Origin of the sequence: Bosea sp. BIWAKO-01 (assembly GCF_001748145.1) — a bacterium.
Classification (GTDB): Bacteria; Pseudomonadota; Alphaproteobacteria; order Rhizobiales; family Beijerinckiaceae; genus Allobosea.
In genome coordinates, this window is sequence record NZ_BCQA01000002.1 from 344,420 (window position 1) to 367,500 (window position 23,081).

Here is a 23,081-nt window from a genome sequence, read left to right on the forward strand (position 1 = left end):
CTGACGGTAGGCAGGCATCGGCCTTCAGTGGGGCGCGGTCGCTGGCAACAGACGCGCATGCGCAGGCGGCCAGCCGGCTCGAACCTGGTCGCCGCGCTTCGCGACGGGCCGCCCTGGCTTGTTCAGTTCCTGGACAATGATCGTCGACTGGTCCTCGCAGCGGACGAAGTGCCTGACGACACCGCCGAGCAGGATGGAATCGTCGATCCGGCCGCTGACGCTCGTCACCTCCGGCTCGCCGCCCAGCGTCATGTTCTCGGGGCGCACGAGGAGCATGGCCTTGTCCCCGTTCGCGACGGGATGGTCGGCGGCGGGAACCGGGAATGTCCCGATGGCTGTGCGCAGCGAGAGGCCCGTGGTGCCGGCGGCCTCGATGATGCCGGGAATGAGATTGGAACTGCCGATGAACTCGGCGGAGAAGACGGTCGCGGGCTTGAAGTAAAGCTCGTCCGGCTGGCCCTGCTGCTCGATCTTGCCGCCGTTCATCAGCACGATGCGGTCTGACATCGTCAGGGCTTCATCCTGATCGTGGGTGACATAGAGCATGGTGATGCCGAGATCGGCATGCAGGCGCTTGATCTCGAGCTGCATCTGCTCGCGCAGGTTCTTGTCGAGGGCCCCGAGCGGCTCGTCCATCAGGATCAGCGCGGGATTGTAGACGATGCAACGGGCAAGCGAGATGCGCTGCTGCTGGCCGCCCGACAGCTCCCGCGGCCGGCGGCCGGCGACATGGCCGAGCTGGATCAGGTCGAGCACATGCTCGACCTTCCGCCTGATCTCGTCCTTCGGCAGGTGCCTGACCTGAAGCGGGAATGCGATGTTCTCGAACACGGTCATGTGCGGCATCAGGGCGTAGTTCTGGAACACCATGCCGAGGCTGCGCTGGTTGGTCGGCAACGTCGTTGCGTCACGCCCATCGATGACGATGCGCCCTGAGCTCGGCGTGATCATGCCGGCGATCAGGTTGAGCAGCGTGGATTTGCCGGAGCCGCTGGGGCCAAGCAGGGTGACGAACTCGCCCTTGCGGATCGACAGGTCGACGCGCTTCAGGGCATCGACCTCGCCATAGCGCTTCGTGACGCCCTGGAGTTCGACCATGGCCTGAGCGCGGTCGACGACCGGAGTGTTGGTCAGCGCGGGCGGGACATTCATGGATTGGCCTCGGTCTTGCGCTGCAGGGCGATGATGCCCAGTGCGATCAGCAATGACAGCAGGGTGAGCAGGGTGGAGACCGCGGCGAGGACTGGCGTGAGCTCCCAGCGGATCGAGCTGTACATCTTCACCGGCAGCGTCATGGCATTGGTGCCGGTGAGGAAATAGGCGACGACGACCTCGTCGAGCGACATCAGGAAGGCGAAGAGTGCGCCAACTGCGATCGACGCCTTCAGCTGGGGCAACACGACCCGGAAGAAGATGACGGGCCGCGAGGCGCCCATGATCGACGCGACCGTTTCCAGCGAGACGTCGGAATGCTGCAGGCCGGACATCACGGAGACCATGATGAAGGGCGTCGTCAGCATGATATGGGAGAGGACGAGGCCCGAGGTCGTGTCCAGCAGGCCCCAGTTCGAAAACTGCAGATAGAGGCCAAGCCCCAGCACGATGACCGGGACGAGCATCGGCATCATGAAGAGGCCGCGCAGGAGATTGCGGCCGGGCAGGCGCGACCGGGTCAATGCATAAGCCGCGGGGACAGCGAGGACCAGCGTCAGCAGCGTGGTCACGACTGCGACCAGAAGGCTCTGCACCATCGATCCCCACCAGGCCGGGTCGGTGAAGAACTGCCGATAGAGGGCAAGCGAGAGCTGTCGCGGCGGGAACTCGATCTGGCCCGGGTTGCCGAAGGAAATCGGGATGACGATCAGGCTCGGGATCAGCAGGAAGACGTAGCAGACCCAGGCCGCGGTCGCGATCAGGTTGCGGCTGAGCCGGCTCGAGCCGAAGAGCGCGTTCATGCTGCCGCTCCCGAGAGCCCGGAGGCGCCGCGCACTTTTCCGAGCAGGGCGACGAGCACGCCCGAGATCAGGAGAAGGACGACGGCCGTTGCCGAAGCTGCTGTCCAGTCGAGTGTCTGGCGCGTGTAGAAATCGACGAGATTGGCGACCATCATGTCCTGCCGTCCGCCAAGCAGGGCAGGGGTGATGTACATCCCGATCGAGAGGGTGATGTTGATCAGGACGCCCGCGATCACCCCGGGAAGGCTGAGAGGCAGCGTGATCTTCCAGAAGATCCGCAGCGGCTTGGCGCCCATCGTCTCCGCCGCCAGGATCAAGGTCCGGTCCTGCGCCAGCAGGCTGCCCAGGATGGACAGGATCATGAAGGGCAGCAGGAAGTTGATCATGCCGAGGATGACGCCGACGCGGTTGAACATCATCGGCAGGTTGATCTGGCCGCCGCTGAGGAAGCCCAGCGCCTGGTTGACGAGCCCCTGATTGCCGAACACGGCGGTGAGCGCGAAGCTCTTCACCAGGATGCTTGTCCAGAATGGCAGCATCACCATGATCAGATAGGCCGTGCGTCGGCTCGGCGGCTGGGCCGCGAGATGCATCGCGACGGGGTAGCCGACGAGCAGGCTGACGAGCGTGCCCGACAGGCTGATCTCGAATGTGTTCGTCAGAACCTTGTGGAACAGCGTGCTGCCGAGAAGCTCGCCATAGGCCTGAAAGGAGAACTGGCCGGGGTGGAGGCTGGTCCACACCGTCAGGGCCAGGGGATAGATCAGGATGGCCAGCATCAAGAGGGTGAGCGGCGCCAGGAGCATGAGGGCCGACGACCAGCTAAGCTCCGATGCTGTGCCTGATTGGGCCACCTGTCGCGCTTCCTTCGATCCGGCCGGCGCAGGGGCGCCTTGCGATGCTCGCCCGAGGGCGGCGAACGCAGAAACTATGGCAGTCGATTTTCAGGTGCGCAATCGTAATTTTCAAAATTATGAAAAATTGCGCCGACTCAGATGTCGGCATTTACCCAGAAGACCGAGGCGGGGCGCGCGGTGACATTCGCGAAATGGTGCGGCTTGGAGCTGGCGAAGGCAAAGCAGTCGCCCTCGTTCAGGCTATAGGTCTCGCCCTCGATCTGCAGTTCAAGGGAGCCCGATAGAAGGAAGCCGATCTCCTCGCCCTTGTGTGAATAGGGCTGGGCCCCCGAGCTGCACCCGGGCTGGATGACCATGAAGAAGCCCCTGAGCCTTTCGCTCGCGGCGGGGGAGGCGATGTCCTTGCGGATGCCGTCGATATCGAGCAGCCGCGAGCGCTGGCCGGATCGCACGATATACTGGCTTTCGGCGCTTTTTGGTCCGCTTTGTGAAGGATCGATCAGCCAGGCCGGCATCACGCCCAGCGCATTCGCGACCGTGTAGACCGTCCGGACCGTCGGCGAAACCAGGCCGCGTTCGAGCTGTGAAAGGGTCCCGATCGAGACGCCTGTTGCCTTCGAGAGCTCTGTCAGCGTCATGCGCGCTTTCGAGCGCAGGTCGCGGATGCGCTGCCCCAGCTTCTGCGTCTCGTCGTCGAGGTCGCTTGTGCCTGGCGCTGCGCGCGAGGCGCTATCGTCGACGATCTTGATCTGCGGCATCGAGGGGCTGCGTCCCTTGCTTGCCCGCCAATGCTCACATCGCGGCGGCGGGTTCCAACACGCTATACGGATAAGGGCATATCATGAAGATGCCAAACAAATTTTCAGAAAACGAAAATTTCGTGCTAGAGGGTGCCGCCGAAACGTCTTATCGTCGCGCTCTGCCGGCTGAGTGGCCGGGCCCCTTCCGGAAAGATTGTTCATGTCCGCTTCAATCGACTGGCACGCCCGTGCTGCCGCGCTTTCCCTCAATGGCCAGGCCTTCATCGGTGGTCGCTATGTGCCGTCCCTCTCCGGTTCCACCTTCGCGTGCACCAATCCCGCAACGGGGAGGGTATTGACCGCAATCGCCGCCTGCGAGGCGGAGGACGTCGATCGCGCAGTTGCCATCGCACGCAAGGTTTTCGATTCCGGCGTCTGGTCGCGGATGGCGCCACGTGAGCGCAAGACGCGGCTTGCCGCCTTCGCCGACCTGATCGCGTCCCATACCGAGGAACTCGCCCTCCTCGAGACCCTCGACATGGGCAAGCCGATCCGAGACAGCCTGGCCGTCGACCTGCCGCTGTCGGCGCAGTGCATCCGCTGGTACGCAGAGGCGATCGACAAGATCTATGACGAGATTGCACCCACCGCACCGACCGCTGTGTCGCTGATCAGGCGCGAGCCGCTCGGCGTGGTGGCTGCGGTCGTGCCGTGGAATTTCCCGCTGCTGATGGCGGCCTGGAAGATCGGCCCGATTCTGGCGGCGGGCAATTCCCTCGTCCTCAAGCCGGCCGAGCAGTCCTCGCTGACGGCCATCAAGCTCGCGGAGCTGGCGACGCAGGCTGGCATCCCCGACGGCGTCTTCAATGTCCTGCCCGGGCTGGGCGAGAAGGCGGGCCGGGCGCTCGGTCTGCATATGGATGTCGATGCGGTCGCCTTTACGGGCTCGACCGAAGTCGGAAAATACTTCCTGCAGTATTCCGGCCAGTCCAACATGAAGCGCGTCGGGCTCGAATGCGGCGGCAAGAGCCCCAACATCATCCTGGCCGATGCGCCCGATCTCGATGCCGCCGCGACCGCCGCCGCCTGGGGCATCTTCTATAACCAGGGTGAGGTCTGCAATGCCGGCTCCCGCCTAATCATCGAGCAGAGCGTCAAGGAACAGGTCGTCGAGAAGGTCATGGCGGTCGGCGCGGCCATCAAGGTCGGTGACCCGCTCGATCCGGCGACGGAGATGGGGGCGATGGTCGATGCCGGCCAGACCGACCGCGTCTTGGCCTATATCGAGAAGGGCAAGGCCGAGGGCGCCAGGTTGCGGCTGGGCGGCAAGCGGATCGCCAGCGAGGGCTGCTTCATCGAGGCGACCCTGTTCGACGAGGTGACCAGCGGCATGACGATCGCCCAGGAGGAGATCTTCGGCCCGGTGCTCGCCACGATCGCCGCCAAGGATATCGACGAAGCCGTGGCGATCGGCAACGACACCATCTACGGGCTGGCGGCGGCTGTCTGGACGCGCGACATCAACAAGGCCTTCAAGGCGTCCTCGGCGCTGCGCGCGGGTGTGGTCTGGGTGAACTGCTTCGATCACGGCGACATCTCGTCTCCGTTCGGCGGCTTCAAGCAGTCTGGTTTCGGCCGCGACAAGTCTCTCCACGCGCTCGAAAAATACACAGAACTGAAGGCCACCTGGATCCACCTCGGCAATTGAGGTTCCGGCAACCGAGAACGACAGCGAGTGCATGATGGCTGATCTGATGTTCCGCGGTCTCATCCCCGCTTTTCCCACGCCTCTCAAACCCGACGGCTCGGTCGACGAGGCTGGCCTGGAGCGCATCGTTGCCTACCAGATCGAAAAAGGCGCATCCGGACTGGTGCCGCTCGGCGGCACCGGGGAGGCGACCGCGCTGACCGCCGCCGCGCGCAAGCACGTGCTGGAAATCACGGTCTCCGTGGCAGCGAAGCGCGTCCCGGTGATTGCCGGAGTGCTCGATCCGGGGTTTGGCGGCGCGCTCGATACCGGCCAGCTTTACCGCGCGGCTGGCGCCGACGGGCTCATGGTCATTCCGCCCTATTACACGCGGTGTGATCAGGAGGGCGTCCTGCGGTATTTCCGGGCGCTGGCGCCTGAACTCAAGCTGCCGATCATCTTTTACGACAACCCCTATCGGGCCCATGTCGTCACCGCCCCGGCGACCATCGCGCGGATGGAAGAGGAGCGCCTTATCGTCGGCATGAAGGCCTCCAACACCGACCTCTACCATCTCGACCAGCTATCCCGGCTCGTCAGCGACGATTTCTGCCTGCTCAGCGGCCAGGACACGCTCTTCGTCCAGCAGGTCATCCTCGGGGCCAAGGGCGGCATCCTGACATCCGCGTCGCTGCTCCCGGACTACTGGGCAAACGTCCAGCGGCTGGCCGAGAGCGGGCGCACCGCCGAGGCTCTTGTCGCGCAGGGGAAGCTCAACCCGCTGATGGATGCCTTGTTCTCCGAGCAGTTTCCAGAGGGTGTCCGCCGGGCCTTCGCTCTGCTCGGCCTGCCGATCGGTGCGTCCCTGCCACCCATCGGAAGCTTTTCGCCAGCCGCGGAAGAGCGGCTTCGGAAGGCGCTCGATACGCTGATCGCGACAGGGGCGCTGCAGTTGGTTCGGTGAGCCAGCTGTTTCGACGGCCGTCGCAAGCCCGGTGAAGCGCGTACAAAGAGGTTGCACGCTTTCGGCGCTCATATGGGGGCGGCTTCTGGTTCAGCCGTGATCCTGTCTCCGTTTCAGTGAACGTCGGCTTGGGGGCGGGAGCCCGGCTTCTGTTTGCAGAAATCGTTCACGACATTCACAGAACTGAAGGTCACGACCGCGATCTCCATGCGCTTCATCGCCATGGCATTCTGGACGAATTGTCGCATGTGAACGCGTCCGCTTTCGGGAAACTCGCCAATGTCGGCTGATGGCGCATTTCGTCCGAACGAGCGATGGGTGTGTGTGACCCTCCTGCGACGTTCGGAACGTCTGCTAGTGGGCACGGCCTGGCGACCTTCCGCGAGCCAGGAAGGGCGGTCGTGGGCGGGTAAGCGTTAGCTTCTATCCACTAGACGCCGGGCCAATCTCTAGTAGCGTCAGTAGTTGCGAACCTTGCCCCGAAAAGAGGAGTCCGCCATGCGTCTCCAGGCGTTTGCTCTCGCATCTTTGGCTATCTTCGCATCGCCTACGGACGCCAGGGAGAGCGGCGCGAAGGGCGATAGCGTTCGCGAGGCGTGTCGCGAGGAAGCCCGCAAGGCCACCAAGCCAGGACACACAGCTCGGGTCGATCGGGAGCAAATCAAAGAAATGCGCCGCGAGTACAGGCGCAATTGCATCCGTAGATTCAAGGCAAGCTAACCATCCGATGATACAATTGGACGAGCGCACTGCGTCAATCCGTGAGGTCGTAGATGCGGAAGCCTACACGCACATTCAGATCGTCTGCTGCGAGGCTGTGCTGAAACCGGTTCACGATCTGCCTGAGTGGGCTCGTGAAAAGTCGCTTGTGAAGCTCGCCGGCTCGTTCCGTTGCTCGCGCTGCGGTAAGCTTGCCTCACCCGGCCGCGTTGCCTTCTGGAAACACGGCCGCAAGCGCCTGGCGGTGTAAAGGGCGAGCGCTGGGAACGTTTCCTGCGAGCCGGCGTTTTCCGCGCGTGGTGGGGTTTATGCTGTGTGCGCGCGAATCACGCATCAGCGCCCATGGGAATCCCAAGCAGTCCACGGCTCCTAGCGTGCGAGATCGAGCTCTCGGGCGCACGGCCGAACAGGGACAGGTTGAAAACGCGAGCTCCCCTCACACCTTCACACTCATCTTCGGAATCAATTCCCCCCTCACAGTCTTACGGGTTCCAACTGTGAGGACGGTGAGGGGATGCACCTAGCAGCTCGCAATTCGACAAGAGCCGGTCACGACTAACTCGCCGCGGCGGGATATGACGTCAAGCGCTCCGCCCGCCCAGACATTCCCTTTCGCCGCCCTTCACGCGATCGGAATCAGCGATGGTCTGTGCTCCGGCGGGGCCGACCCGCAGCGCGACGGAATGGCGATCTCCGTCTGAGATTTGACTACGGTCGCAGGTCGCCTATCGCATGGAGGCCCGGGATCGCGCTCGGCGGGAGGCGAATGATGTTCCTGAGTGTTTTCGACGTCTTCAAGATCGGCATCGGCCCGTCATCGTCGCATACGATGGGGCCGATGACGGCCGCCGGGCAATTCCTGGATGTCCTGCGTCGATATCCAGCTCGCGATGACGTATCGGCAGTCGGCGCCACGCTCTACGGCTCGCTCGCCTTCACCGGAAAGGGCCACGCCACCGATCGCGCCGTGGCGCTCGGGCTGCTCGGCTGGACGCCGGCCGAACTCAATCCGGACGAGGCGGAACGCCAGCTCGACGCGCTCGGGACAACGCATCTCCTGCGCCTCGACGGACTGCCACCGCTCGCCTTCGACCCAGCCGTCGACATCATCTTCGATTACGGGCCGCCTCTGCCCGGACATGCCAATGGGCTTGTCTTCTGCGCGCGTGATTCTGCCGGGGCTGAGCTGCTGTCCGAAACCTATTATTCGATCGGCGGCGGCTTCGTGGTGACGGCGCAGGAGCGCGAGGCCCCGCCGGCCGCCGCCGCCACGCCCTCCTGGCCCTATCCGTTCGCGAATGCGGCGACGATGCTGCGCATGGCGCGCGAGAGCGGGCTCTCGATCGCGCAGATGAAGCGCGCCAACGAGATCCATCTCCAGGCGCCGGACGAGGTCGAGCGCGGTCTCGCCCGCCTCTGGTCGGTGATGAACGGCTGCATCGAGCGGGGCCTGAGCCAGGAAGGCGAATTGCCGGGCGGGCTGCGCGTGCGCCGCCGGGCCGCCAAGATCCATCGGCAGCTGGAGGCCGAGCGGCAGAGCAACCGCGCCCAGCCGCACGCGTCGACGGATTGGCTCAGCGTCTATGCCATGGCCGTGAACGAGGAGAACGCGGCCGGCGGCCGGGTGGTGACCTCGCCGACCAATGGGGCTGCCGGCGTCGTGCCCGCGGTGCTACGGTATTATCTCGATCACTGCGTCGGTGCCGAGCGGGAGAGGATCGCCGATTTCCTGTTGACGGCCGCGGCGATCGGCGGGCTGATCAAGCACAACGCCTCGATCTCTGGCGCCGAGGCCGGCTGCCAGGGCGAGGTCGGCTCTGCCGCGGCGATGGCGGCGGCAGGCTTGTGCGCGGTGCTGGGCGGATCGCCCGAGCAGGTCGAGAACGCCGCGGAGATCGCCCTCGAACACCATCTCGGCATGACCTGCGATCCCGCGGCGGGGCTGGTCCAGGTCCCGTGCATCGAGCGCAACGGCATCGGCGCGATCAAGGCTGTCGCCGCGGCCTCGCTCGCCTTACGCGGCGACGGCTCGCATTTCATGCCCCTCGACAACTGCATCGAGGCGATGCGCCAGACCGGCGAAGCCATGAACGAGCGCTTCAAGGAAACCAGCCTCGGCGGCCTGGCCGTCAACCTGCCGGAATGCTGAGGCCCGCATCTATTCACCTACACGCCCGGCGAACAGTCGATGTTCTGATCTCGAAAAGCTCGAGGATGCCGGCCTGCTGTCGAAGGACACGCTCCTGGCGGATGAGCTTCCGCTTGGCGTCGGCGACGAGCGCGAACGCGACGGCCTCGCCAATAATGATCTGGACGCGACGGGGAACTGAGCCTCGGCTCTAATCATTATTGTTAAGCTGTTTCGACGAGGTCTCAACCCATGGTGAAGAGTCACTCCGCGCGAAGATTCTCGGCTGACGCTTTCCCCGACCGCCTGTCCGGGACAAGCTCGTAGGAAATCTTTTGCCCGTCGCGCAGCTCGCGCATGCCCGCCCGTTCGACCGCGCTGATATGAACGAAGGCATCCTGCCCGCCATCATCCGGCGTGATGAAACCAAAACCCTTGGTCGAATTAAACCACTTCACTGTTCCTGTCGCCATAAGCCACCTTTCGATCAATCGACGAGCCAGCATCGCACGGCGGTCAAATTGGGCAAGCCGAAGTTTTGGCGTCATGCCGCAGGCCAAGGCGATTGGCATTTTCTTGTTGGAACAGCGCGTCTCTCGATTATCGGTAGACTGGATTGAGCCTATAGGGTCGGCAGCCGTCGCCACAGAGTGACGCAACTGGTTAATCACCTTGTCGCCCCGTCGTTGCGAGACACCCCGACGGGGCGGAATCTTTATTGGTTTTGGCCGAGCTGACAGGTCTGTCGTTCCCAGGCGCTGATCTGAGCGGTTCACGTCGCCCAAGACATCGCCATATGGTCAGCCAACCGTCCGGAATGGCGCCGGACCGCCCAGGCTGGCCTATCTCGCCGCGGGGACAGGCTTCTATTATCAGCGTCACCGAGCCACCAGGTTCGCTCATGCGAAGATCGCGACGGCCGAAGCCATGGCCCGACACCGCAACCACAGCACCTGATATCAAGCGCCAGGTGGCCAAGACTACATGGCTGGCGAGACGCTCAGCCGCGCTCGCCGACGGCTACCTGGCCCGGAGGCGTTCCCGGTGGGCCGTGTAGAGTCCGCTCGCCGCGATCACCGCTCCTCCGAGGAAGGTCAGGGCCTCGGGGACGGCCCCGAAGATGGCGAAGGAGAGCAGGGCGGCGGAGGCGAGCTGCACGTATGAGAACGGGGCGAGCGTCGATGCGGGCGCCTTCTTGAAGGCGAGGATGACCAGCCAGTGACCGATGGTCGAGAACAAGCCCATGGCCACGCCGATCCCGATCTCCCGCAGTGTCAAAGGGTGCCAGGAGAAGGCCACGCCCACGGACAGCACCGCAAAGCCGATTAGCGCGGACCAGGCCATCGTCACCTCCGAGCGCTCTGCATGCATCTTCCGCGTCACGATCGCGGCCACCGCCCAGCACATGGCGGCTCCCATCGGAAGAAGAGCCGCCAAGCTGAACCCAGCCGTGCCCGGTCGCACGACGATGAGCACGCCGGCAAAGCCGACTGCTGCCGCTGCCCAGCGGCGAAGGCCCACCTTCTCACCGAGCAACGGGATGGACAGGGCCGTGATGAAGATGGGCGATATGAAATTGATGGCGGTTGCCTCAGCAACGGGAAGCCGCGTGAGCCCTAAAATAAAGAGCATCGCAGAGCCAGCCACTGCGAGGCCACGTAGGACCTGCATGCCGGGCGAGGCGGCTACGAGGGCGCGCCTGCCGCTCATAGCGAACGCGGTCGGCACAACCAGGATGACGAATACGAGATAGCGCAACCACGCGACCTGTACGCCCGGAAGGTTTGCCGTCAGGAGCTTCGCCGAGACATCTCCAGCGGCGAAGAACAATGTGCTCGCAAGGATCAGACCTATAGCGAGGAAGGCGTTGTCGACGGGTAAGGAAATACCGGCGGGACGGCTAGGGAGCTTCCTAGAGACGTCAGAGGAATAGGCATCGCAATCGGCCGCGGTGGCAGATGCAGGCGGGGGTGACATATCAATCCGATCGGGAAAATTCGATCTGGCGGCGCGCCATATCCTTGATTCAAGCAAGCTGCATGATCGTGATCAAACTATGAATTCGCCGCGGAATCGCCGAGCGGAGAAGCCCTAGCCGCCATGTGAAATTTGCATGCGATGTGGTCCTCTGTTGTCGCGGCGCCGGAACGGCCTCGGCTCCGAGCCGATATCGTGTGGGCGGTTCCGGATCGCGCAACGGCATGGCGCCCAGTGGTTTGCACAGAACCTTGCGTGTTTGGCTGACACAATCCGTTAATGTCAGCCGGCTCCCCGACGGAATGCATCCTTGCAAGCCCACCCCTTACCACCACCCTTGGAAACGCTCGCTGGAACTGTGGAGCGGGTGACCTTCCACAACGCCGAAAGCGGCTTTGTCGTGATCAGGGTGAAGGCGCGGGGCCGGCGCGATCTCGTGACCGTGGTGGGCCACGCCGCAACGATCGGAGCGGGCGAGTTCGTTACGGCCTCGGGCATCTGGATTACCGATCGAACCCACGGTCTCCAGTTCAAGGCGCAGGTCATGAAGGCCACGCCGCCGACCGGGGCGGAGGGCATCGAAAGATACCTCGCATCCGGGCAGATGCGGGGGATCGGCCCCGCCATGGCCAAGCGCATCGTGGCGCTTTTCGGGGCGGCCACCTTCGACATCATCGAGGCTCATCCGGATCGGCTGAAGGAGGTTGCCGGGATCGGTCCGAAGCGCGCCGAGCGCATCGTGGCGGGATGGGCGGAGCAGAAGGCCGTCAGGGAGATCATGATATTCCTTCACGCCCACGGCGTCGGGACAGCCCGGGCGGTCCGCATTTTTAAGACGTATGGGCATGAAGCCATCGCCGTGATGACGGAAGACCCCTATCGGCTCGCCCGTGACATTCGCGGGATCGGCTTTCGCACAGCGGACTCGATCGCAGCAAAGCTCGGCATGAAGAAGACCGCGCCCCAGCGCTTGCGAGCTGGCGTTTCCTTTGCGCTTCAAGAGGCGACGGATGAAGGCCATTGCGGGTTGCCCCAGGACGCCCTCGTGAAGCTGGCCGAAAAGCTCCTGGAGGTCGATGCCGCTCTGATCAGAACCGCGATCCGGACCGAATTGGAGCGAGGTGACATTGTTTCGGACCGGATCGAAGACGCGCAGTGCGTTTTCCTGAAAGGTCTGCATGCTGCTGAACAGGCGATCGCGCGGCGTCTCGCTGATCTGGCTATTGGGCCTGTGCCATGGCCTGGGATCAATCTCGAAAAGGCTATGCCCTGGATCGAAAAGCGGACCGGCAAGGCATTGGCGGCTTCGCAGATCGAAGCGGTCCGTCTCGTGCTCGCGAGCAAGGTTGCGGTGGTCACTGGCGGCCCAGGCACAGGCAAGACGACACTTCTGGACGCCATCTTGCGCATTTTGGTCGCCAAGGGCGTGCGCGTGCTGCTGGCAGCCCCCACCGGACGCGCAGCCAAGCGGATGACGGAGCAGACCGGCATCGAGGCCAAAACCATCCATCGCCTGCTGGAGGTTGATCCGGCGAACGGCAGTTTCAAGAAGGGTCTCGAAAGTCCTCTCGACTGCCAGCTCCTGGTGGTCGACGAGACCAGCATGGTCGACGTACCACTGATGCACGCGCTGCTGAAAGCCGTTCCACACGGGGCAGGGCTTCTGCTGGTGGGCGATGTCGACCAACTGCCATCGGTCGGGCCAGGACAGGTTCTAGGCGACATCATCTCGTCCCAGGCCCTGCCGACCGCGCGCTTGACCGAGGTGTTCCGGCAGGCCGCAACCAGCCGGATCATCGTCAATGCCCACCGCATCAACCAGGGGCAAATGCCGGAATCCGCCGCGCCGCGGCAAGACAGCGACTACTTTTTCGTCGAGATCGACACGCCCGAAAACGGTGTCGCGAAGATTCGAGAGATCGTGCGTGATCGGATTGCAAGACGCTTCGGGCTCGATCCGATCGCTGATATCCAGGTCCTATGTCCAATGAACCGGGGACTGCTGGGGGCGCGCAATCTCAATGTTGAACTCCAGCGGGTCCTCAACCCGAACCCTACGGCTTCGGTCGAGCGCTTCGGCTGGACCTTTGCGGTTGGCGATCGCGTTATGCAGACCGTAAATGACTACGACCGTGAGGTGTTCAACGGCGATCTCGGCATGGTGATGGGCATCGACGATGAGGAAGGCGAACTGACCGCCGAGTTCGACGGCCGGATCGTCAGCTATCCATTCGGTGAGCTCGATACGGTCGTGCTGGCCTACGCGACGACGATCCACAAATCACAGGGCTCGGAATACCCCGCCGTCGTCATTCCAGTGACGACCCAGCACTACATGATGTTGGCTCGCAATCTTCTCTACACGGGCGTCACGCGGGGAAAACGGCTGGTCGTCATCGTGGGGCAGAAGCGCGCCCTGGCCATGGCGATCAGGGCGGGCGGAAAACGTCGATGGACGAAATTGCGGGAGTGGATGGAGTAGCTAGCCCTGCACAGCGGAGTTTTGGTCCGGCAGCGATGGCGCTCCGTATGGGCACGCCGACCAGTTGCTGGTTGGCTCATAAAGTCTGCGAGTGGGGAGAGGAATATGGCCTGCCAGGTGATCGCCGGCCCGCTTCAGCCAAAAGACCTTGTTGAGCTCGCTGCGGGTGATCGGCTCCAGGGAGGCGTTTGCGGACAGAAACAGCATGGGTCGCGGCGCTCGGCGCCGTCGTCTTCCCGCGGGCGCCATGAGAGGCGCGGCTCCACTGATCGCAATTCCTGTCGGTGTTCGTTCTCGCCAGCCTGCGCGACCTGCCCGATCTCGAAAAGCTCGAGGATGCGGGCCTGCTGAGCAACGACACGCTGCTGGCTGAGGCGATTCCGACCGGCGGCGGCGACGACCTCCCCTTTGATGACTCGGATCCGACCGCCCGTTGGGTTAGGCCGCTTCGCTTTCCGCGGGGCTAATGGGAACGATGCAGAAATAGTGGTTCGATCTTAGCGTACGATTTTAAGCAGCTACCGATCGCTGGTAAATGGTTCAAAGACTGGGCTCATCTCGCGGCTCGCCCAGTCCGGTGTCACGCAGCCCGGGCTCGACCCGGCGCAGCGCCCTTGCCCCGCACTTCGGCCTCCTCGAACTCGGCAGCGATGATCGCCCGATCGAGAGCGGTGCGCAGTGCCTTGGCGCATTCAAGTGTCAACTCAACGCCGGCGCGCGCTCCGGGGTCGAGGCTGGCATTGATAAAATCGAGCGTGATGACATCGGCCAAAGGCGCATGGCGCGCATGGTCGTAAGCTACCACCGCCTGAGTCAGCGGAAACCATTCGTTCCCGCGCTTCGCCATGCCCTCCGCCTGGACGATCTCGACGATCGACGTGCACATGTCAGTGTCTCCTATTTCGCCAGATGGGTCTTGAAGAAGGCGAAAACCTTGCTCCAGCCATCCATCGCCGGCTCGGGCCGGTAGATCGGCCGGTGCCAATAGAAGAAGCCGTGGCCGGCACCGTCGTAGCGGTGGAATTCGTAGCTCTTGCCGTGCTTCTTGAGTTCGGCCTCGTGCTGGTTCACCTGCTCAGGACTCGGTGCCCGGTCGTCGTTGCCGAAGATGCCGATCAAGGGGCAGGAGAGGTCCTTCGTCAGGTCGATAGGCGCGACAGGCGTATTATCGTTGAGCTCCTCCGCGCCCATCACCACGCGACCACCCCAAAGCTCGGCGCAGGCGTCGACATTCTTTTTCCGGCAGGCGTAGATGAAGGCGTGCCGGCCGCCGGAGCAGGAGCCGAAGAGGCCAATCTTGCCATTATGCTCGGACTGCGCGCGCACCCAGTTCACGGCAGCTTCTGTATCGCCGACTACCTGGGCGTCGGGGACCCCGCCTTCGGCGCGCACCTTGGCGGCGACGTCGTCCGGATCGCCTCCACCAGCGCGCTCATACAGGTTTGCGCAGATCGCGAGATAGCCGTGATGCGCGAAGCGCCGCGTCGTCTCTATGTAAAACTCGCTCCAGCCTGGGAGATGGTGAACCAGTACCACGGCCGGAAAGGGGCCTTTCCCCTCCGGTTTGGCCACGTAGGCGGTAATCGGGGTGCCCTTGTCTCCGCTGATCGTGACGTTGTCGCAGATCATGCCTCGGTAGAATGACATTGGTATGCTCCACAGGCGCCAGCCCAGATCGTCCATGCGGTTGAATACTAACGTTTAGGCGATGCGCATGACAAACTCATGCGTCAGCAACGCTCCGGATGCCGGTTGGCGCGTTCGTTAGCATCGTCGAGGTATTGACGATGCCACCTTTATCGCCCGCCCTCAGCCGATCACCCATTCAACTTATCGTTCCACCCCTGGGCAATTGCGACAATCAGGGCTCCTTCATCTCACGACCATGAAGCCCTTGAGGGGGGAGGTAACTAATCGGGAACGTGTTGCTGCTCGCGCGCCTTCCGCCTTTGCAGCAGCGCTTTCCCAGCCATGTAGCCGGCCCAGACTGCGCCGAACTGCCTGGCGGCCAGCACTCTGTCTGTTCTGGCTCGCCCTGCGATGATCCGTTATCATCCACGGGCATGCCGCTCTCTGGGCGGGCCCTCGCCAAAGCCCTTCCCCGGACCACGCTTTCGGCGCGCGCAGGGTCGTTCTGCGGATCGCGCGCTCGGCCGGTCGCAGCGCGTTCCGGCGCAACATGGAGACCACCAGGGCGACCCTTCAGCGAGCGACATGCCTCAGATCAGAAGCCGCGCAGAGCAGGAGGTAACCATGCTCGTTCGTGACGCTATGACCGCTCATGCGGAATGGATCTCTCCGGACATCTCGCTGGCCGAGGTCGCGCGCAAGATGCGCGACGCGGACATCGGGTGCCTCCCGGTGGGAGAAAATGATCGCCTTATCGGAATGATTACCGACAGAGACCTGGCCTGCCGTGGCTGCGCCGAGGGGGCCGATCCCAACACGACAGAGGCGAGAAAGGTCATGACGGCCGGCATCACCTGGTGCTTCGAGGATGATGACGTCAGGGATGCGACGCGCCGCATGGCGGAGAAACAGATCCATCACGTGCCGGTGATGAACCGGGAGAAGCGGATGATCGGTATCCTCTCCCTGTCGGATTTGGCGCTGAAAGCGCCGATGGACCTGTTCGCTGAGGTATCGCAGCTTGTGGCACGCGACGCATCGCGTCACGCCTCGGCACCTTGGCCCACTAGCTTCCATGGGGGCTGATCGCGACGACAGGTGGTCAGGGTGAGCAGCGACAGGTCGCGCAAGCCCGCTTTCTCGCGCGAAGGCGAATTGGCGAATGTGCTCATCCTGATGATGTGGGGCGGCATCCGCCTCGGCTGATCGTCGACACGGCCCGGAACTCCTGTTGGCGCGATCACGGTATTGTTTCTGTTCCTGCTCGTGACGCTCGACATGTGCGAGGAGTTGTTACTGCGCTGTGCCGGTAGACAGAATGAGCGGAAGCGGCACATGAGGCTGACTTCACCGCAAAGGACGGCGATTACAACTTGGATGAGGATCACCAAGACGACGACGACTATTATCATTGACTGGCGTCGCGCCTTGGACCGCCAATCGCCATGGGTCGCTGGGTGACGGCATGACTGGTCACTGTCCCAGAGCAAGTGTCCGCTGGTTTCGAAATAGCGCCGGGAAAGAAGCGGCGGCCGGGACACATAGGGAGCCCGCTCGGCCTGCTTTCGGGGAGCGATCAGGCTTACCAATCCCCGTCGGAAACGTCCGGAATCTGGCTTGACACCAATGCAGCCGATGGCGCAAGGCCGTCGGGTAGCTGCACTGCGAGACCCACCACCGAGATGGGTGCTATGCGGCCCTGCCGCATCCTTATGGTCCTTCGACGCACTGGCACGCAGCTAGGGGAACCGGACTTCGCCGCATTCGTGATGTTCAAACCCGTAGTGGTCGAACAGCAGTTCGTGCACATTGTTGTGCGGGACGCCCGCTACGCCACGACCATGTAGTGAACCGGACGCAGCCCGAGGGCCCACTCCATGAGCGAACCCACTCCGCGCGGCACCGATCCGGATGCCGGCGAGGCTTACGTCTCGACGGGCTCCCTGCCCGCGCGCGACCAGGTGATTGCGCTGGTCACGGCGGCCCACGGGCGGTTCACCCGCGAGGCCAGCGGCAAGATCGCCGACTACATCCCCGCGCTGGCCGAGGCCGACCCGGCGCACTTCGGCATCTGCGTGACCAACGCGCGCGGCGAGACCTTCGCGGTGGGCGAGGCCGACCACTCCTTCTCGATCCAGAGCGTGTCCAAGCCCTTCGTCTTCGCGCTCGTGTGTGAGGCGCTCGGCCCGGACGAGGGCGAGCGCCTGCTCGGCGTGGATGCCACGGGGCAGCCCTTCAATTCCGTCATGGCGATCGAACTGCGCGCCAACCGCACGACCAACCCCATGGTAAATTCCGGCGCGATCGCTACCACGAGCCTTGTCGCCGGCGCGTCGGCGGAGGACCGCTGGAGCCGCGTGCGCGACGGCCTGTCGCGCTTTGCGGGTCGCAGGCTCGAACTCGACGAGCGTGTATACGCGTCGGAGGCTGCTACGAACGAGCGCAACGCCGGTATCGCGCACCTGCTGCGCGGCTACGGCCGCATCTACTGCGACCCCGACGAGGCCATCGAGGTCTATACCCGGCAGTGCTCGCTGCTCGTCACGGCACGCGATCTGGCGACAATGGGTGCAACGCTTGCCGCGGGCGGCGTCAATCCGGCAACCGGCGAGCGCGTGGTCTCGGCCGGCACCTGCCGGCACGTTCTTGCCGTGATGGCCACCGCGGGGCTTTATGAACACTCTGGACACTGGCTCTTCGACGTCGGCTTGCCCGGAAAGAGCGGCGTCAGTGGCGGCATCATCACCGTTGCGCCCGGCAAGGGCGCGCTGGCCACGTACTCGCCACCGCTGGACGAGGCGGGCAACAGTGTTCGCGGGCTGCTCGCCACCCGCTTCCTGTCGGAGCGGCTCGGGCTGAACCTGTTCGTGTCCGCACCGGTCGAGCGAGGAGGTGCCTCGCGCGCGCAGTCTTGACCGCTTCCGGGCGCGTCAGCGCCGTAGAATTTGTAAGTTCACCCTCAGCTCCGCCAAGCTGTTTCAGCGCACCCTGAAATGACGGAATGCCCGCCGCCGCCGGGCTAGCGGACAAGGCGGCCACACTCCCGCGCCGCCTCCGTTGCCGAACGGTCTGGGCGGGCTGCTCGAACAACTCGCTGGAGCGTCCACGGGCGCCGCGCGTCCGGGCGCAGGCCCTGCGTCGGGCGGAACCGGGCTCGATGCGATCATCGGGGGCCTCGCCTCGGCGTTGGGCGGGGCTGCCGCCGGGTTCGGTGGCGCCAAAGCTGAGCCGGCCGGGACGGGCGGGTCGTTCGGGGATGTGCTCAATCAATCGTTGCAGAATGCCGGGGAGCCCAATGTCGCGCCCAAGCCGCAGCAAGAGGCCGCCGCGGGCCTCATGCTCAAAGCCATGCTGCAGGCGGCGAAGTGCGACGGCGAACTCGATGATGGCGAAAGGCAGAAGATCCTGGGAGCGCTTGGTGACGCCTCGCCGCAGGACATGGACTTCGTGAACCGCGAGCTCGCTGCGCCGGTCGACGTGGCGGGCCTCGTGAAGCAGGTGCCGAAGGGCCTTGAGCAGCAAGTCTATACGGTATCTGTTCTCGGCATTGACCTCGACAGCCAGGCGGAGGCCAAGTACCTCGCGAGCCTCGGCCAGGCGCTCGGGCTCCAGCCTGCCCAGATGAACGCGCTCCATGCAAAGCTCAGCGTCCCTGCGCTTTTCGGCTGATCGCGACGCGATTGTTGATGCAATTCGTCGGGGGGCCTTCGAAACGTTCCAGCACTACTTTGGCGCCGAGGCCAACAATCCACTAAGAATCAAGCTGGACCTCTCGGCGGGGACGGATCAGTTTTCCCGGGCGCGATCGAGACACGCTATCCGTAAGGACAGCAGAAAGAACCGACCTTAGGAAACCATTTGGAGGGAAGGCTCGGCATCGTTCAACATGTAACCGCGTCCCCAAACCGTAGCGATGTAGTTCGTTCCTCCTGATGCGTCTGCAAGTTTCCGTCTCACCTTGCAGATGAAAACGTCCACGATCTTGAGTTCGGGTTCGTCCATCCCACCGTAAAGGTGATTGAGGATCATTTCTTTTGACAGAGTGAACCCACGGCGGCTCGCCAGGAACGCAACGATCTCATATTCCTTGCCAGTCAAGCGAACTGGCTTTCCGGCAACGTCAACCGTTTTTGAATCCAGATCGATGCAGAGATCTCCGACCCTGACAGCGCGGTGTTCGGTCCCGCTACAGCGACGCACCAAAGTCCGCAGGCGGGCAAGAAATTCGTCTCGGTGGAATGGCTTTGTCAGGTAGTCATCCGCCCCTGCAATCAGCGAACGGACCTTCTGTTGAATCTCATTGATACCCGAGAGGATCATCAAGGGAGTTTTGATGGAGGATGCACGGAGTTTCGTGAGCACCTCTATGCCTGGCATGTCTGGCAAGCCGAGGTCTAGAACTATCAGGTCATACGGCACTGCCTGAGCGAGCGCGAGGCCATCGGCTCCATAGGTTGTCTTGGTGATCTCGATGTTCTCCAGCCTGAGAAACATCTCGATGCTCTGCGCGATCGATGCGTCGTCCTCGATTAACAAAACGCGCATAGTAAACTCCGTTTCGCTGCGGATAATTTCGCTAGGATGGCTGAAGTATGGTTAATAATTCAACATTTTAACGATGCATCTTCAAAATTCGCGGCGTCTTCGCAAACGTCCGCAAGTATCCGCGGAGGGCTCTGAATAGAGCTGACGGTCTCGGCGATGCAGACGGCGGCGAGAAGGTCATGTCGTGTGGCGACAGGTGGAAGTCCTTGGGGCGGCCGAACATGCGCTCGATGGCGTTTCGGTCGTAGTAGAGCAAAGGTGAGAAGCAGTTCTTCCAGCGCCAGTCAGCTTTGGGTGGGAAATTCGGCATCGTGCCATTCTCCTCGACCTGCCGGAGAATGGCGTTGCTGTCGTAGCCTCTGTCGCCGTGCAGGGTGCGGGCAGCTGGCATCTGCTTCACCAAGGCCGCGCCTGACGCACAATCAGCGCCCTGGCCGCTGGTGAGCTGAAAGGCGATGGGCCGACAGTCGCGATTGGTCAACGCGTGGATTCTGGTTGTGCGCTGGCCGCGCAACCGGTCGCTGGCCTGGTTCCGCTCCCCCTATTCCGCCAGACGCCGAGCGGTGCGCCCCACGGCGGAGGAACCGATCAGCACCTGTGCCGGAGGGCCGCCTGCGCTCGCCAGGGCATGGAAGAGGTCTATGCAGAGGCCCTTGCGGCCCAGCGGACATAGAAGCTGCAGAGCGTCTTGCGTGGTCCGTAGTCGGGCGGCGCATCGATCCAGCGCCGGCCGGACTTCCGAACATGGACGATGCCGCTGATCACCCTGCGGTCATCAACACGCGGCTTACCCCCCCGTATCAGTCATCAAATGCGGCTCGATCCGCGCGAATTGCGCGTTCGTGAGCCAGAAGCGATTCAGATCCATCCACGGCTTCGTCCCGGAAGCCGTGGATCGCGCCGAGCCGACGAGGCCAACCGCTTTATGGGTCCGAACCCTAGTTGGTGCGCTGAGGGCGTGCCTCGAAATCGGCGATGAAATCCGCCAGCTCAGTCAGCCGACGCAATTCCAGGCCGCTATCTGAAGCCTCGGCGCGGATAGCAAAGATCGCTTCGCCGGTAGCCCGAACCAACGGAGCGAATTCAGGCAGCATAAAGCTGATAAGCATCGTCTTGAGCGTCTCTTCTGCGTCGCCGTAGCGACTGAGATACAGCCGTACACCCTCGGTGGTCTCTTCTGTTGAGGCGCCGTGCAGTTGCCCATAGGCATCCGCAGCTGCCCAAATAGCAGCGTGGAATGCCAACTTGTTTTCGACCATCCGGTCAGCGCCGCCACCAAGTTTGGCGCTAATCGAAGCTGCCGTGGTAATCATGTCGAGGAAGTCTTCCAGGCGAGCAGCGACCACCTCTGCCTTGGACGTTTGCGGCTTTCGGGGGAAAAAGTTGAACACAGGTGCTTCTGTCGCAGACGGCGGCGAAAATTCCGGAGTTTCGCTAACACGCCACCTCGAATGGCAGCTTGTGCTTTGTAGCCATTGATTTGCTATTGTCAGCCAATTGCCACCAATAGGCGATAATGGCACGCCGGAATACACTGAGCGAAACAGTAAGGCAAAGTGGCAAGCCCGGGAGGTAAAGCAACACGGCAGGTATCGGCCAAGTCCGCTTCCAACGCCCAGTTTACCGTCAGAAAAAGTGATTGATAGGGACGCTTTGCAAAATGTGGACGGTGCCCTACGCTTTGATCGGACGCCCCAATAAAGCAATGGGAACAAGAATGGCGAATGGAACGGTCAAGTGGTATAACGAAACCAAAGGTTATGGTTTCATTGCTCCCGACACAGGTGGTAAGGACGTTTTCGTCCACGCGACTGCCTTGGAGCGCGCCGGTCTTCGGGGCTTAGCCGAAGGTCAGAAGATCACCTATGATTTGGAAGCCGACCGTCGTAGCGGCAAAGAGTCTGCTGCTAATCTTAAAGTTTGAGAATGGGAAGCCGTCCGATGTTTTTACACCGGGCGGCTATTCTCTTGATGACACGTTCGGACTCCGGCGGCCGTCAGGCAACCCGTGAGCGCTTCCGCCTGACCAAGCCCCATCTTCTTGGCAAGCTGTGATCGAGCCTCGGCGTATGCTGGGGCTACCATCGGATAATCTGGGGGTAAGTCCCACATCTTCCGATAATCCTCAGGTGACAGATTGTAAGAGGACCGCAGATGACGCTTGAGGCTCCTGAAGCTGCGGCCATCGTTTAGACAGATCAAATAATTGGGCGTGATCGACTTCTTGATCGGAACCGCGGGCTCGCGCTTCTCCTCAATAGGAGCGACGACCTCGGGCGACGTCACCTTCCCGAGCGACTGATATACCTTCGCGATTAAGTCTGGCAGTTCGGTAGCGGGTACCGAATTGTGGCTTACAAAAGCGGAAACAATATCCGCCGTTAGATCAACCAATTTCGGAGCTTCGGTTCTCGGGTCCATTGGGGGGGCCTCTATGTTATATTGCTGGCTCTCCACACCAGCATCCTGTCGATCCGCCGTAACCGCTGTTCTCAGGCCACGGCCTTGAGTGGTTGGGGCGCGTAGGCCCAAGGCAGCAGATCGTCGATCTGGCTCTGGGGATGGCCGGCGACGATGCGGGCGATGACGTCGCCGAGATAGGCTTGTGGGTCGGCGGCGTTGAGCTTGCAGGTCTCCACGAGCGAGGCGATGACGGCCCAGTGCTCGCCGCCGCCGTCGGAGCCGGCAAAGAGCGCGTTTTTGCGATTGAGCGCGATCGGCCGGATGGCGCGCTCGACCACGTTGGAGTCGATCTCGACACGGCCGTCGTCGAGGAAGCGGGTGAGGCCCTGCCAGCGCGAGAGGGCATAGCGGATGGCCTCGGCGAGTTTGCTCTTCTGGCTGACGAGGCCGAGCTTCTCCTTGAGCCACGGCTCCAGCGCCGCGACGATGGGGCGGCTCCTGGCCTGCCGGGCGGCACGACGTTCCTCGGCCGAGCAGCCGCGGATGTCGGCCTCGACCTGGTAGAGCGCCGCGATACGCGCGAGGGCTTCCCTGGCGATCGGCGCCGGGCCGGATTGGGCGAGCTCGTAGAACTTGCGCCGGGCGTGGCTCCAGCAGAAGGCCAGGCTCACCGCGTTGCGCTCGGCCAGGACCTTGTAGCCAGCGTAGCGATCGACCTGCAGCGTGCCCACGAAGCCCTGAAGATGCCGGATCGGCTGCTCGGCCTTGCGGTCGGGAGCATAGAGATAGGCCACGCCAGGCGGATCCGATCCATCCCAGGGCCTGTCGTCACGAGCATAGGCGAAGAGCTGGCCGGTCTTGGTCCGGCCACGGCCCGGATCGAGCACCGGCGCCGTGGTCTCATCGGCGAAGAGTTTGTCCGACGCCTTCAGGCGCTCGAACAGCCGCGCATGGACGGGCCGCAGCAGGAAGGCAGCCTTGCCGACCCAGTCGG

24 protein-coding genes and 1 pseudogene (1 of these 25 cut by a window edge) are annotated in these 23,081 nt (G+C 63.1%); 11 read left to right on the plus strand and 14 right to left on the minus strand.

The features are described from left to right. Positions 1-24: 24 nt before the first annotated feature. From BIWAKO_RS33355 to BIWAKO_RS33370, 4 genes are all read right to left on the minus strand, one after another. A complete protein-coding gene (locus tag BIWAKO_RS33355) occupies positions 25-1,152 on the minus strand; it encodes an ABC transporter ATP-binding protein (RefSeq protein ID WP_069883248.1) in 1,128 nt (375 codons plus the stop codon). Beyond that, positions 1,149-1,955: an ABC transporter permease gene (locus tag BIWAKO_RS33360; RefSeq protein ID WP_069883249.1), complete on the minus strand. Its 807-nt coding sequence runs from the start codon at positions 1,953-1,955 to the stop codon at positions 1,149-1,151. The genes BIWAKO_RS33355 and BIWAKO_RS33360 overlap by 4 nt, the downstream gene beginning before the upstream one ends. Beyond that, positions 1,952-2,809, minus strand: a complete 858-nt coding sequence (locus BIWAKO_RS33365) for an ABC transporter permease (protein WP_244523726.1) — start codon at positions 2,807-2,809, stop codon at positions 1,952-1,954. The genes BIWAKO_RS33360 and BIWAKO_RS33365 overlap by 4 nt, the downstream gene beginning before the upstream one ends. A 137-nt stretch (positions 2,810-2,946) precedes the next feature. Next, positions 2,947-3,570, minus strand: coding sequence for a cupin domain-containing protein (locus BIWAKO_RS33370; protein ID WP_069883251.1), 624 nt, complete (start codon positions 3,568-3,570; stop codon positions 2,947-2,949). Positions 3,571-3,772: 202 nt separating this feature from the next. On the opposite strand from BIWAKO_RS33370, the gene BIWAKO_RS33375 reads away from it, so the two are divergent. Both BIWAKO_RS33375 and dapA read left to right on the plus strand, forming a co-directional pair. Continuing rightward, entirely contained in the window at positions 3,773-5,260 is a 1,488-nt protein-coding gene (locus BIWAKO_RS33375) for an aldehyde dehydrogenase (RefSeq protein ID WP_069883252.1), read from the plus strand. 34 nt (positions 5,261-5,294) lie between these two features. Next, a complete protein-coding gene (gene dapA / locus BIWAKO_RS33380) occupies positions 5,295-6,203 on the plus strand; it encodes a 4-hydroxy-tetrahydrodipicolinate synthase (protein ID WP_176733504.1) in 909 nt (302 codons plus the stop codon). A gap of 113 nt (positions 6,204-6,316) precedes the next feature. Here the strand turns inward: dapA and BIWAKO_RS37255 are convergent, their stop codons facing one another. Further along, complete coding sequence (locus BIWAKO_RS37255; RefSeq protein WP_274533627.1) at positions 6,317-6,451, minus strand: hypothetical protein; 135 nt, start codon at positions 6,449-6,451, stop codon at positions 6,317-6,319. 488 nt (positions 6,452-6,939) lie between these two features. On the opposite strand from BIWAKO_RS37255, the gene BIWAKO_RS33390 reads away from it, so the two are divergent. After that, positions 6,940-7,173: a hypothetical protein gene (locus BIWAKO_RS33390; RefSeq protein ID WP_141740458.1), complete on the plus strand. Its 234-nt coding sequence runs from the start codon at positions 6,940-6,942 to the stop codon at positions 7,171-7,173. A gap of 519 nt (positions 7,174-7,692) precedes the next feature. After that, on the plus strand, positions 7,693-9,072 hold the full coding sequence (locus BIWAKO_RS33395; protein WP_069883402.1) for an L-serine ammonia-lyase: 1,380 nt from the start codon (positions 7,693-7,695) through the stop codon (positions 9,070-9,072). 242 nt (positions 9,073-9,314) lie between these two features. Here the strand turns inward: BIWAKO_RS33395 and BIWAKO_RS33400 are convergent, their stop codons facing one another. Both BIWAKO_RS33400 and BIWAKO_RS33405 read right to left on the minus strand, forming a co-directional pair. Next, a complete protein-coding gene (locus tag BIWAKO_RS33400; protein WP_069883256.1) occupies positions 9,315-9,524 on the minus strand; it encodes a cold-shock protein in 210 nt (69 codons plus the stop codon). A gap of 547 nt (positions 9,525-10,071) precedes the next feature. Beyond that, positions 10,072-11,028 (minus strand): DMT family transporter, encoded by a 957-nt coding sequence (locus tag BIWAKO_RS33405; RefSeq protein ID WP_084652485.1) that lies wholly within the window; start codon positions 11,026-11,028, stop codon positions 10,072-10,074. A gap of 310 nt (positions 11,029-11,338) precedes the next feature. Here BIWAKO_RS33405 and recD2 point away from each other — a divergent pair, with 310 nt between their 5' ends. Then, positions 11,339-13,510, plus strand: a complete 2,172-nt coding sequence (gene recD2, locus BIWAKO_RS33410; RefSeq protein ID WP_069883257.1) for an SF1B family DNA helicase RecD2 — start codon at positions 11,339-11,341, stop codon at positions 13,508-13,510. Between the two features lie 284 nt (positions 13,511-13,794). After that, the gene (locus tag BIWAKO_RS36270; protein ID WP_069883258.1) at positions 13,795-13,977 is read left to right on the plus strand and encodes a hypothetical protein; all 183 of its coding nucleotides are present in this window, start codon (positions 13,795-13,797) and stop codon (positions 13,975-13,977) included. A 113-nt stretch (positions 13,978-14,090) separates the two neighbouring features. Here the strand turns inward: BIWAKO_RS36270 and BIWAKO_RS33420 are convergent, their stop codons facing one another. Both BIWAKO_RS33420 and BIWAKO_RS33425 read right to left on the minus strand, forming a co-directional pair. Then, positions 14,091-14,396 (minus strand): DUF6295 family protein, encoded by a 306-nt coding sequence (locus tag BIWAKO_RS33420; RefSeq protein ID WP_069883259.1) that lies wholly within the window; start codon positions 14,394-14,396, stop codon positions 14,091-14,093. A gap of 11 nt (positions 14,397-14,407) precedes the next feature. Beyond that, positions 14,408-15,193 carry a dienelactone hydrolase family protein gene (locus BIWAKO_RS33425; RefSeq protein ID WP_201788731.1) on the minus strand — a complete coding sequence of 262 codons (786 nt, stop codon included), beginning with the start codon at positions 15,191-15,193 and terminating at the stop codon, positions 14,408-14,410. 570 nt (positions 15,194-15,763) lie between these two features. On the opposite strand from BIWAKO_RS33425, the gene BIWAKO_RS33430 reads away from it, so the two are divergent. The 4 genes from BIWAKO_RS33430 to BIWAKO_RS33445 all read left to right on the plus strand — a co-directional run bounded on the left by BIWAKO_RS33430 (position 15,764) and on the right by BIWAKO_RS33445 (position 18,808). Then, entirely contained in the window at positions 15,764-16,225 is a 462-nt protein-coding gene (locus BIWAKO_RS33430) for a CBS domain-containing protein (RefSeq protein WP_069883405.1), read from the plus strand. Positions 16,226-16,246: 21 nt separating this feature from the next. Next, entirely contained in the window at positions 16,247-16,345 is a 99-nt protein-coding gene (locus BIWAKO_RS37015) for a glutathionylspermidine synthase family protein (RefSeq protein ID WP_141740459.1), read from the plus strand. A gap of 671 nt (positions 16,346-17,016) precedes the next feature. Beyond that, the gene (gene glsA, locus BIWAKO_RS33440; protein ID WP_069883261.1) at positions 17,017-18,054 is read left to right on the plus strand and encodes a glutaminase A; all 1,038 of its coding nucleotides are present in this window, start codon (positions 17,017-17,019) and stop codon (positions 18,052-18,054) included. A 142-nt stretch (positions 18,055-18,196) separates the two neighbouring features. Continuing rightward, complete coding sequence (locus tag BIWAKO_RS33445; protein WP_069883262.1) at positions 18,197-18,808, plus strand: DUF533 domain-containing protein; 612 nt, start codon at positions 18,197-18,199, stop codon at positions 18,806-18,808. Between the two features lie 177 nt (positions 18,809-18,985). On the opposite strand, the gene BIWAKO_RS33450 is transcribed toward BIWAKO_RS33445, so the two are convergent. From BIWAKO_RS33450 to BIWAKO_RS33465, 3 genes and pseudogenes are all read right to left on the minus strand, one after another. Continuing rightward, a complete protein-coding gene (locus BIWAKO_RS33450) occupies positions 18,986-19,684 on the minus strand; it encodes a response regulator transcription factor (RefSeq protein WP_069883263.1) in 699 nt (232 codons plus the stop codon). A gap of 140 nt (positions 19,685-19,824) precedes the next feature. Then, positions 19,825-20,552: pseudogene (locus BIWAKO_RS35100) on the minus strand (IS5 family transposase); the annotation flags it as partial. A gap of 70 nt (positions 20,553-20,622) precedes the next feature. Continuing rightward, positions 20,623-21,075, minus strand: coding sequence for a hypothetical protein (locus tag BIWAKO_RS33465; RefSeq protein WP_069883265.1), 453 nt, complete (start codon positions 21,073-21,075; stop codon positions 20,623-20,625). A gap of 326 nt (positions 21,076-21,401) precedes the next feature. Here BIWAKO_RS33465 and BIWAKO_RS34675 point away from each other — a divergent pair, with 326 nt between their 5' ends. Continuing rightward, positions 21,402-21,608, plus strand: a complete 207-nt coding sequence (locus tag BIWAKO_RS34675; protein WP_074471714.1) for a cold-shock protein — start codon at positions 21,402-21,404, stop codon at positions 21,606-21,608. A 23-nt stretch (positions 21,609-21,631) separates the two neighbouring features. Here the strand turns inward: BIWAKO_RS34675 and BIWAKO_RS33470 are convergent, their stop codons facing one another. Continuing rightward, entirely contained in the window at positions 21,632-22,105 is a 474-nt protein-coding gene (locus BIWAKO_RS33470; protein WP_084652527.1) for a Ros/MucR family transcriptional regulator, read from the minus strand. 71 nt (positions 22,106-22,176) lie between these two features. Then, positions 22,177-23,081, minus strand: the 3' portion of a protein-coding gene (tnpC, locus tag BIWAKO_RS33475) for an IS66 family transposase (protein WP_069883406.1). It continues 574 nt past the right edge of the window; only the last 905 of its 1,479 coding nucleotides appear in the window; the start codon falls outside the window, past its right edge; the stop codon is at positions 22,177-22,179.